This window comes from Micropruina sp. (assembly GCF_047607385.1).
Taxonomy (GTDB): domain Bacteria; phylum Actinomycetota; class Actinomycetes; order Propionibacteriales; family Propionibacteriaceae; genus Micropruina.
The window spans coordinates 1-10,661 of the sequence record NZ_JASGDE010000153.1 but is presented as its reverse complement, the minus strand read 5'-3'; the positions used below and the strand labels follow the sequence as shown (position 1 = coordinate 10,661).

The following is a 10,661-nucleotide window of genomic DNA, read 5'->3' as shown; positions in this document are numbered from 1 at the left end:
CGTCCTCGCCGGGCGCGGCGGCGCTGCCGGCCAGGTCGCTGGGCACCGGGCCACCGGTGCGCAGCGTGGTCCGGCGCCGCACCTGCACCGCGACGGCCTGCTGCGGGGTCGACGGATTCTCCCAGATGGTGCCGTCGGCGCGGGTGAAGGTGAACCGCAGCCCGGTGACCTCCTCGGGGCTGACCCCGCCCGGCAGCACCGGTGTTGTTGCGGGTGTGCCGTTCACCCAGCCGCCGCCGTCGCGGACCACCGTGTCGCCGGCGGCGCGCAGGGTGCCGCCGACGTAGGCGTCCACCTGCACCCGGTCGATCGGGGCGGTGAAGGCGAACGGTCCGAAGCCGGCGAAGTCGTAGGCGTTGAAGAAGGTGCTGTCGTCGTCGGTGAGCCGCATCCAGTTCGTCCGGGACGGGCCGGACGGCCGCCCGGTCAGCGTCATGGTGACCGGGCCGCGATCCGGTTCGGTCTGGCTGGACGGCGCGAAGCTCTTGCCGACGCTCAGCCCGATGCCGGTGGTCTGCAGGGCGATCCCGGCGCCGGCCTCGTCGGTGCTGGTCACCGGGTCGACGCCCGGGTAGCCGACCAGGTCCTCGGCCAGGGTGGCGGCCCGGTTCGGCACGGTGGCCGGCCCGGTGATCGGGTCGTCGCCGGAGCGGGTGTGCTGCCGCAGCCGAGTGTCGGCACTGACCACCGCATGAGCGCCGGCGTCGATCCGTCCGGTGTAGACGACGGTGTAGCCGACCACGTCGGCGAGCTCGGCCTCGGAGGCGTCCAGCGCCTGCTGCCGGGTCAGCTCCCGGCTGCCGCCGCCGGCCAGGGCCAGCCGGACGGTGACCTGATCGGCGCCGATCGCGGCCGGGTCGGTGATCGCGACGAAATCGCGCAGGTTGAACCGGTCGAACGGGTCGGTGCCGCCGGAGGGGCCCGGCTCGGTGATGGTCAGCCGGTCGATCTGCCGCGGGGTGGTGTTGTGGGCGTCCAGGCCGAGCCGCCCGGTCGGGTAGTCGTCGGGGAACCGGGCCGTGCTGCCGGCCGGCGGCACGCCGAGCGGCCCACCGGTCCAGGTCTTCTGCAGGCTCACCGTGACCGGCACCTCGGTGATGGTGGCGATGTCGGCGTCGGTGTCGCCGGCCACCGGCTGCCCGCCGACCAGCCCGTCGGCCCGAACGGTGTTGCGCACCTGGCCGGTCCGTCCGGCCACGTTGTACTCGGCGTCGGCGACCACCGGGACGTCCGGATCGGAGCGCCGTTCGTCGCGGAGCTGGAAGACCAGGTGCAGCGGCCGGGTGGAGCGGAAGGACCGGGCCACCCCGCTGCCGACCCGGGGCGCGTTCGGGTCGTTGCCGAGCCGCTGCCCGCGGGTGGGGCTCTCCTCGACGACCAGCCGGACGCCGATCACGTCGCCGCGCAGCGCGTCCGGGACGGTGTAGCCGGGGAAGGTACCGTCGCAGCCTGCCGGGCACGGGTCGCCCGGCGCCGGGATCCAGGCGTCCGCGGACCGGCTGAACAGCTCCACCCGGGCCACCCGGTCGTAGCTCAGCAGCGGGTCGGCGGCGGCGCTGACCCGGTCCACCCGGACCAGGTCGAAGGTGTCGAAGACGCTGCCGGCCAGGTTTGCGGCACTGGGGGCGGCGGGGTCGGAGACGATCACCTGGTCGAGCCCGGAACGGCCGCCGGTGGACCAGCCGACGGTGGCGCCCAGCTGGTTGCCGGTGCGCTCGCCGACCGCCTTCGGGTCGTCCCAGCGCTTCGACACCAGGTCGCCCGCGCCGGGGGTCGGCGGCTTCAGGTCGATGCTGGCGCAGGGCGCGGCCTGCACCGCCCGGTCGGCCTCGACGCCTCCGCCGGCGGAGGCGTCCGCGGCGGCGCAGTTGCGGATGTCGCCGCGATCGCTGCCGGCCAGCGGCGCGCGCAGGGCGAAGTTCAGGTTCGGCGCCACCCGGGTGCCGGGCGGGAAGCCGGCCGCCGAGTCGTAGCCGAACCGGATGCCGCGGGCGTTCTCGATCACCTCGGCCGGCAGGTCGCCGGAGAACACCTGCGGTCCGGCCAGGTTCGCCATCCCGGGCACCTGCAGCCAGCTGCCGGTCCGGGTGTCGAAGTACTCCACGGTGAGCGTGGCACCGTCCGGCACCGGGGTGGCCACCACCGACGAGGGCGCGAAGGCGTCCCACCAGGCGCTGTCGGCGGGGTCGGCCGGGTCGGAGACGACGATCCGGTGGGCGTTGGTGGTGGAATCCGGGAAGGGCAGCACCCGGCCGCCCAGTTGCACGGTGGCGTTCTCGCCCGGGATGGACCAGATCTCCTCCGGGGAGACGCGTTTGCTGACCTCGACGCCGAGCCGCTGGACGATGGTGGTCAGGGTGTCCCGGGCGGTGTCGTGGCCGCGGAAGCCGCCGGGCGCGGTGGAGTCGGCGGCGACCGTGTTCGGGTGCCGGACCTCCTCGGCGGCCTGCTGGGCGGCGGCGGTGACGCCGAACCGGAGCCGGGTGTCGGCGCCGGGCACGATCGGCCCGGTGAACTCCACCGCGAAGCCGGTCACCCGGCGTCCGGCCGGCGGGGCGGGCAGCGAGTCGGCGGCGCCGGCGGTCAGGGTCTGGCTGCCGCCGTCGGCGAAGGTGTAGGTGATGCTGGCCCCGGTCGCCCCGGCGGGCCAGGTCGCCTCGGTCCAACCGTCGAAGCTCAGCCCGTTGTCGAACATATTCGGCTGGCCGCCCGGTTCGGTGATCCGCAGCGAGTCCAGGGTCCGGCTGCTGGTGTTGCTGGCGCCCAGGGTGACGGTGCTCTGCTGGCCGGCGGCGACGGCGTCCGGGCTGAACGATTTGCTGGCCTCCAGGTCGATGTCGGAGGCGGACACCACGTAGTCGTCGGTGTCGGTGGCCGGCTCGGAGGTGTCGCCGCCGACCCCGACGATGGTGGACACCTCGTTGCCGATGGTGCCGTCGGCGATGCCGGGCCGCTGCTCCAGCCCGATGTCGATGGAGCCGGACGCCCGGGGCGGGATGCCGCCCCCGGCGGTGCTGAGGAAGTGCACCCGGACACCCCGGCAGGCCTCGGGCAGGACGCCGGCCGGCAGCACCGCCGGCGGCGGTCCGGCGACGCCGTTCACCCAGGCGCCGTTGACGTGGCAGTCGAGCCGCACCTGCTCGGCGCCGCTGGGCAGGCTGACGTCCAGCCGACCGGTCAGCCCGAGCGCGGCGAACGGTCCGGGCGGGTCGGTCGGGTCGGTCATCACGATCCGGTCCACCGGCACGTTCGAGGCGTTGCCGCCGGTGAGCCGCAGCGTGGTCTCGGTGCCCGGGGCGGCCACCCCCGATCCGGGGCTGAACCGTTTCCGGGTGGACGCCTCCAGCTCGATCGGCACGCTCGGCACCACGGTGAACTCGTCGGAGGCGGGATCGGTGTTGTCGGCGTCCACCGTGGCGGTGTTGGTCAGGTCACGGCCGTCCAGCTCGGCGGAGATGGCCGGATCGACCCGGACCGGGATCTGCACGGTGATGGTGTGGCCGGCGCCGATCCCCCGTCCCCCGGCCGGGTCGCTGAGCGGCTCGGTGAACGACACCCGGACGGTGTCGCCGTCGACGGTGACGGTGCCGGAACCGGACGGCAGCACGGTGACCGCGGCACCCGCACCGTCCAGCAGCAGCCCGTCCGGCAACGGATCGGTCAGCGCGGCGCCGGTGCAGCCGGCCTCGGCGGAGCTGTTCGAGCAGGTGATCAGGACGGTGTAGAAGAACCGGTCGCCCGGATCGACCGGGTGGCCGTCCCGCCAGCCGGTGACCGATTTGTCGATGGTCAGGAAGCCGCGCGGCTCGGCGGCGGCACGCGGCGCGGCGCCGAGCGCCGAACCGAGGGCCAGCACCAGGGCGAGCAACAGGTGCGCCGAGGAACGCCGGTGGCGTCCGGGACGACGGCGAACGGGCATGGATCCGGACTGGGGCACGTCCTGCTCCTGGGGGCTTTCGGGGTGGGACGGACGACCATCGGCCGTCCGCGATCCGACTATCGCACGAAGCCCGGCATCCGGTCACCCTCCGGCCGGGTGGCGCCCCGGCCGGAGGATGCCGGCGATCAACTGCGGCGAGCGCACCCCGTCAGAGCACAGCCACCACAGCCGTCGGTCGGACAGCCGAAGGCGAGCGGGCATTCCTGCAGGCGTCCGGCCCGCACCAGATGGTCGGCGGCGGCCCGCACCACGTCGGCCCGCAGGCCGGTGCGGCGGCGCACCTCGGTCAGTGAGCCGGCGCCGTCGGTGAGGGCGTCCAGCACCGCGATCACCGGTCCGGTCACCACCACAGACTCCCCACCTGGAAGATCAGCACGGCCAGCCCCCAGGCCACCGCCAGCTGCATCGCGATGCCGAACAGCGTCCAGCGTCCGCCGATCTCCCGCCACTGCGCGGCCAGGGTCGCCACGCACGGCGTGTAGGCCATCAGGAACACCATGAAGGCGAGCGCCGCGGGGATCGGGTGACCGTTGGACGACTGGGTGAAGTCGGCCATGATCCGCTCCCCCAGCGAACCCGGGTCGCCGCCCTCCTCGGGCTCCTCCAGGGCGTAGGTCTGCGCCCAGGACGAGATCACCGCCTCCTTGGCGACGAAGCCGACCACCAGCGCGGAGGTGGTCTGCCATTGCGCGAAGCCGGCCGGCGCGAACGCCGGGGTGATGGCCTGCGCGGCCACCCCGTAGACCGAATCCTCCACCTCGACCTCGCCGAAGCCGGCGTTGCCGTGCGCCGGCACCGACTGCAGCAGCCAGACCGCGCAGACCGTGATCACGATGATCCCGGACGCGGTGCGCAGGAAGCCGGCCAGCCGGGTCCAGGCGACGGTGGCGGTGAGCCGCAGCGTCGGCACCTGGTAGGGCGGCAGGTCGATCACCAGCGGCTCGGCGCCCATCGCCCGCCACAGGGTGCGGCGCAGCACCAGGCCGACGCCGACCACCAGCAGGATCGAGGCGACGTACATGGCGAACACCACGGTGCCCGCCCACTGCCCGAAGAACACGGTGCCGAGCAGCACGAACACGGTCAGCCGGGCGGTGCAGGAGGTGAACGGCACCAGCAGCGCGGTGAGCAGCCGCTGCCGGCCGTCGCTGAGGATGCGGGTGGCGCTGATCGCCGGCACGTTGCAGCCGAAGCCGACCACCAGCGGCAGGAACGCCTTGCCGGGCAGGCCGATGGCGCGCATCAGCCGGTCGGTGACCACCGCGGCCCGGGCCAGGTAGCCGGAATCCTCCAGCAGCGCCAGCAGCACGAACATCAGCGCCATCAGCGGGACGAAGGTGAGCACCATGCCGACGCCGGCGATCAGGCCGTCGACGACCAGTCCCTCGATCCAGGATCCCTCCAGTCCGACCGCGGCGAAGCCGGCCAGCGCGGCGTCGGTGAGCGGCCCGGAGAACAGCGAGTCGAAGAAGTCCTGCATCGGCGCGGCCACCGTGGTGGTCACCTGGAACACCACCCACATCACGCCCAGGAAGAGCAGCGGGCCGAGCACCGGCGCGGTGGCGATCCGGTCGACCCGGTCGGAGAACGACACCCGGTCCTCGCCGGCGTCGGTGACGCCGGCCTCGACCGCGGCCGACACCCAGCCGAACCGCTCGTCGGCCTTCTGCAGCGCGTCGCCGCAGCAACGGTGTTTGCGGGCCTTCGGTTCGCCGGTCCGCAGCGCGGCGTCCACGGCGTCGGTCAGGCCGCCCAGCCCGGAGCGGCGGCGCGGGTCCAGGCCGACCACCGGGCAGCCCAGCACGTCGGCCAGCGCCTCGGTGTCGATAGCGATGCCCTGGCGCTTGGCGACGTCCAGCATGGTGAGCGCGACGATCACCCGCTGGGGCTGCTCGCGCACCTCGCTGACCAGGTACAGGCTGCGGGCCAGGTTGGCGGCGTCGGCCACCACGATCACCAGATCCGGACGGTCGTCGGGGTCGGAGACCAGCAGGTCGCGGGTCAGTTCCTCGTCCGGGGACAGCGGATCGAGCGAATAGGCGCCGGGCAGGTCGATCAGGGTGCGGGACTGCCAGGCGCCGCGGGCCACCTCGACGGTGGTGCCGGGCCAGTTGCCGACCGTGGTGCGGGCCCCGGTGAGCGCGTTGAACAGGGTGGACTTGCCGGAGTTGGGGGCGCCGATCAGGGCGACGATCGCGGCGTCCGGGCCGGCACCGGTGTTGGCCACCGCGCAGTGGCAGGTGGTCACCGCCGGCCGGCGGGTGGCGGTCGCGGCCGGCGCCGAACGGTCGGCGCTCATCGCGCCACCTCCGCCAGCAGGCCGCGGAGCAGGGCGGAACCGAGCGCCACCCGGGAGCCGGCGACGGAGACGATCCGGCCGCCTCCGGCGCTGGCCCGGATCACCGAGAACGCCGTGCCGGGGCGCAGGCCCAGCCGGCTCAGCCGCCAGGCGTGCTCGTCGGGAACTGCGGAGAGAGTGAGCGGCGTGGCCACCGGGGCCTCCGCCAAGGTGATGACGTCCATGACTTCGTCCATCGAATGAGTCGAGTGATCCGCGGCCGTTCGGCCGGCTGGTCCGGGCCTCGACGTCGTCCAGGTCAGCTATGGCTAGCCTAAGAATCGTCCTATGTCTCCGCGGGGGAACCGGAAAACCTTCCGGCGCGTGGTCTCACCAGTTCCGGATGCTGGACAAGCCGGCGTCACAGCTTGTCGATGAGGCCTTCCAGGAAATATCCGAGCCACTCGTACATGCCGTAGAGGACGCCGCGGGGCTCGTCGTCGTCCAGCTGTTCGAGCTCGTCGATGTCGTCGGCGGTCTCGATCCCGAGCCGCACCGACAGCGAGAGCCGGATCGCGGTGATGGTCTTCAGCCAGGCTTCGAACTCGATCTCGCGGACGATCACCGGGTCACGGCCGCCGTTGGTCTCCAGCAGCGCGTCCAGCACCACCCGGGCCTGTTCGATCTTGGTGCGCCGCTGGGCGCCCTGGGTGAACCGGCGGAACTCCTGCTCGGCGGCGGCGTCGCCGCGGTAGGCGGGCGGGAAGAGTCGGGCGATCACCGGGTCGGAGGTGTCCAGGTCGCTGGGGGCGGCCATGTCGGCCTCCCACTGCGCGAACGGGTCGTCGGCGGCGGTCCGGACGCCGTCGCCCTCGAGCAGCCCGATCAGCTGCTCGACCATCGACTCCAGCACCGCCTCCTCGTAGTCGGCGAGGTTGATCATCAGCTGGCCGCCGGAGCGCCGGAAGCGGGTCATTCGGCACGCTCCACGCTGGCCCACAGGCCGTAGGCGTGCATCGCGTTCACATCGGCCTCCATCGCCTCGCGGGTGCCGGACGACACCACCGCCTTGCCCTCGTTGTGCACCTGCAGCATCAGCCGGGTCGCCTTCGCCTTCGAATAGCCGAAGTAGGTCACGAAGACGTGGGTGACGTAGCTCATCAGGTTCACCGGGTCGTCCCAGACGATGGTGACCCACGAGATCAACTCGATCGGCGCCTCCTGCGGGCGCTCGGCCAACACCGTGCCGCCCTCGGGCACCCCCGGCTGGCTGGACGCGAACACCATGGCGGCATTGTGTCAGACCGTCCGGACTCGGCCACCGGCGGCCGGGCTCGCCGAGACCCGGGCGGCCCCGGAATCCACGCCCGCTGAGCCACCCGTTTCACCCGGCGGGGCAGCCGTTACGCTGACGCCCATGCTGAATTCCACGGCGTTGCTGACCGACCATTACGAGCTCACGATGGTCCGCGCGGCGATGCACTCGGGTGCCGCCTTCCGGCGCTCCGTCTTCGAACTGTTCCCGCGCCGGCTGCCCACCGGACGCCGCTACGGCGTGGTCGCCGGCGTCGGCCGGGCGCTGGAGGCGATCGAGGCGTTCACCTTCGACGACGCCACCGTGTCCTTCCTGCTGGAGCAGCGCATCGTCGACGACGCGCTGGCGAACTGGCTTGCCGGCTACCGGTTCACCGGATCGATCTGGGGCTATCCCGAGGGCGAGATCTACTTCCCCGGCTCGCCGCTGATGATCGTCGAGGGCTCCTTCGCCGAGGCGGTGATCCTGGAGACGGTGCTGCTCAGCGTCTACAACTACGACTCGGCGGTGGCGTCCGCGGCCTCCCGGATGACCGCGATGGCCGGTGAGCGGCCGTGCATCGAGATGGGTTCCCGGCGCACCAACGAGATCGCCGCGGTGGCCGCCGCCCGGGCCGCCTACGTGGCCGGGTTCGCCGCCACCTCCAACCTGGAAGCCGGACGCCGCTACGGCGTCCCGACCCGGGGCACCGCGGCGCACAGCTTCACCCTGCTGCACGCGTCCGAACGGGAGGCGTTCGAGGCCCAGATCGGCTCGCTGGGCGAGGACACCACGCTGCTGGTGGACACCTACGACATCGAGACCGCGGTCCGCACCGGCGTCGAGCTGACCCAGGGACGCCTCGGCGCGATCCGGCTGGATTCCGGCGACCTGGCCGAACTGGCCAGCGAGGCGCGTGGGCTGCTGGACTCGCTGGGCGCCACCCACACCCAGATCCTGGTCACCTCCGACCTCGACGAGTGGCAGATCGCCGCGCTGCGCGGCGCCCCGGTGGACGGCTTCGGGGTCGGCACCTCGCTGGTCACCGGCTCGGGCGCCCCGACCTGCGGGTTCGTCTACAAGCTGGTGGCCCGGGCCGACAGCGACGAGCCGGACGCCCCGCTGCACCCGGTGGCCAAGAAGAGCGTCAACAAGACCAGCATCGGCGGCCGCAAGTACGCGCTGCGCCGGCTGGACGCCCGGGGCAAGGCCGAGGCCGAGGTGATCGGCATCGGCTCGGCGCCGGAAAGCGACGGCAACGACCGGCCGCTGCTGGTGGAGCTCGTCCGCGACGGCGCGATCGTCGGCCACGAACCGCTCCGGGCCGCCCAGGAACGGCACGCCCGCTCCCGGGCCGAGCTGCCGCTGGCGGCGTTGAAGATGTCCCGCGGCGAGGCCGCGATCCCGACGTTGTTGCTGGACGCCGACGGGCACACCACCGACAACCCGTACGCCAGGAGCGAGCAGTGAGCCGGGTGCTGATCGTCGTCGACGTCCAGAACGACTTCTGCGAGGGCGGTTCGCTGGCGGTGGCCGGCGGGGCCGCGACGGCGTCCGCGATCTCGGCGCTGCTCTCGGGCGCTGGCGGCTATGACCTGGTGGTGGCGACCCGGGACCATCACATCGACCCGGGTGCGCACTTCTCCGACCATCCCGACTTCGTCGACTCCTGGCCGCCGCACTGCGTGGCCGGGACGCCGGGCGCCGGGTTCCACCCGAACCTGCTGTGGCGCGACTTCGACGCGGTGTTCGACAAGGGCGAATACGCGGCGGCCTATTCGGGCTTCGAGGGCTCCGACGGCGCGGGTGTGCCGCTGGGCGACTGGCTGCGGGCGCACGGCGCGTCCGCGGTGGACGTCTGCGGCATCGCCACCGACTACTGCGTGAAGGCCACCGCGCTGGACTCCGCCCGGGCCGGCTTCCCGACCCGGGTGCTGCTCGAGCTGACCGCCGCGGTCACGCCCGGCAACGTGCCGGACGTGGTCGCCGAGCTGCGCGCCGCCGGCGTCCAGGTGTGACCGTGGCCGCGTCCAAGCCGCTGGTCACCATCCACTACTGCATCGACTGCCGCTGGCTGCTGCGGGCGCAGTGGTACCAGGGCGAGCTGCTGCAGACCTTCGCCGAAGAGTTGGGCGGGGTGACCCTGATCCCGTCCCGCGGCGGCATGTTCCGGGTCGCGGTCGGCGAGGTCACGGTGTGGAACCGCAAGACCGACGGCGGTTTCCCCGAGATCACCGAGTTGAAGCGCCGGGTCCGTGACCTGGTCGCGCCCGAGCGTTCACTGGGCCACGCCGACCGCGGCTGAACCGCCGGGGACGGTTCTTTCGTACCACTCAACCGCGGAGCCAGCGGGTGCCGACCGGGTTCGGACGTCCCTGGCCGGCGGTGAGCTCGGCGATCGCGGACGCCACGGCCTCCCGCTCGGCGGGCGGGACGGCCAGCACCAGGGTCGCCTGGGCAGCATGCCGGACGTCGACCACCTGGACGCCGCGGTCGCGCAGCGACGCCTCGACGCGTCCGGCGATCGCGTAGTCGGCGTCCAGTTCCAGGACGTCGACCAGCCGGTAGCGGACGAGTTCGGCGACGTCCGCGGCGGCCGCGACGGCGTCCGAATAGGCCCGGACCAGGCCGCCGGCGCCGAGCAGGGTGCCGCCGAACCAGCGGGTGACCACGGCGACCACGTCGCGCAGTTCGCGTCCGCGCAGCACCTCCAGCATCGGTGCGCCCGCCGTCCCGGCCGGTTCGCCGTCGTCGCTGCTGCGCTCGACCGCACCGTCCGGGCCGAGGACGAACGCCGAGCAGTGGTGCCCGGCGGTGTGGTGCCGCCGCCGGACGCCCTCGATCACCGCGCGGGCCTCCGCCTCGTCCGCCACCGGCTCCAGGTGGGCCAGGAAGCGCGAGCGGCGGTCCTCGATCTCGGCCTCGACCGGCGCGGCGATGCTCAGGTACTCCTCGATCACAGCCAGCACCCTGCCACGGATCAGACCTGCGCCGCCGCCCTCTCAATCAGCCCACCGAGAAAGGCCTCGTCGGCCGCGGTCAGTTCGGTGACGGCGAAGCTGGTCGCCCAGACGTTGCCGTCATCGAGCAGGGCTCCGTCGTTGAAGCCGAAGGTGCCGTAGCGGGCCTTGAATTTGCTGGCCGGCTGG

At 73.1% G+C, this 10,661-nt stretch carries 10 protein-coding genes; 3 read left to right on the top strand and 7 right to left on the bottom strand.

The window, feature by feature from the left end; genetic code table 11:
* From QM582_RS13660 to clpS, 6 genes are all read right to left on the bottom strand, one after another.
* Positions 1-3,919, bottom strand: a 3,919-nt coding sequence (locus tag QM582_RS13660; RefSeq protein WP_415085259.1) for a hypothetical protein, incomplete at its 3' end; no start/stop codon positions are given.
* Between the two features lie 146 nt (positions 3,920-4,065).
* The gene (locus QM582_RS13655) at positions 4,066-4,284 is read right to left on the bottom strand and encodes a hypothetical protein (RefSeq protein ID WP_415085257.1); all 219 of its coding nucleotides are present in this window, start codon (positions 4,282-4,284) and stop codon (positions 4,066-4,068) included.
* On the bottom strand, positions 4,281-6,239 hold the full coding sequence (gene feoB, locus QM582_RS13650; RefSeq protein WP_415085255.1) for a ferrous iron transport protein B: 1,959 nt from the start codon (positions 6,237-6,239) through the stop codon (positions 4,281-4,283). The genes QM582_RS13655 and feoB overlap by 4 nt, the downstream gene beginning before the upstream one ends.
* On the bottom strand, positions 6,236-6,475 hold the full coding sequence (locus QM582_RS13645) for a FeoA family protein (protein ID WP_415085254.1): 240 nt from the start codon (positions 6,473-6,475) through the stop codon (positions 6,236-6,238). Before QM582_RS13645 ends, feoB begins: the two co-directional genes overlap by 4 nt.
* Positions 6,476-6,639: 164 nt before the next feature.
* A complete protein-coding gene (locus QM582_RS13640; RefSeq protein ID WP_415085252.1) occupies positions 6,640-7,194 on the bottom strand; it encodes a DUF2017 domain-containing protein in 555 nt (184 codons plus the stop codon).
* Positions 7,191-7,505: an ATP-dependent Clp protease adapter ClpS gene (gene clpS, locus QM582_RS13635; protein ID WP_415085250.1), complete on the bottom strand. Its 315-nt coding sequence runs from the start codon at positions 7,503-7,505 to the stop codon at positions 7,191-7,193. The genes QM582_RS13640 and clpS overlap by 4 nt, the downstream gene beginning before the upstream one ends.
* A 130-nt stretch (positions 7,506-7,635) precedes the next feature.
* Here clpS and QM582_RS13630 point away from each other — a divergent pair, with 130 nt between their 5' ends.
* Genes QM582_RS13630 through QM582_RS13620 form a run of 3 tightly spaced genes read left to right on the top strand, consistent with a single transcriptional unit; the run spans position 7,636 to position 9,817 of the window.
* Positions 7,636-8,982, top strand: coding sequence for a nicotinate phosphoribosyltransferase (locus QM582_RS13630; protein WP_415085248.1), 1,347 nt, complete (start codon positions 7,636-7,638; stop codon positions 8,980-8,982).
* The gene (locus tag QM582_RS13625) at positions 8,979-9,530 is read left to right on the top strand and encodes a nicotinamidase (RefSeq protein WP_415085247.1); all 552 of its coding nucleotides are present in this window, start codon (positions 8,979-8,981) and stop codon (positions 9,528-9,530) included. Before QM582_RS13630 ends, QM582_RS13625 begins: the two co-directional genes overlap by 4 nt.
* A gap of 2 nt (positions 9,531-9,532) precedes the next feature.
* Positions 9,533-9,817: a SelT/SelW/SelH family protein gene (locus QM582_RS13620; RefSeq protein WP_415085246.1), complete on the top strand. Its 285-nt coding sequence runs from the start codon at positions 9,533-9,535 to the stop codon at positions 9,815-9,817.
* A gap of 28 nt (positions 9,818-9,845) precedes the next feature.
* Here QM582_RS13620 and QM582_RS13615 read toward each other — a convergent pair whose 3' ends face one another.
* On the bottom strand, positions 9,846-10,481 hold the full coding sequence (locus QM582_RS13615) for a YigZ family protein (protein WP_415085244.1): 636 nt from the start codon (positions 10,479-10,481) through the stop codon (positions 9,846-9,848).
* Between the last annotated feature and the right edge of the window lie 180 nt (positions 10,482-10,661).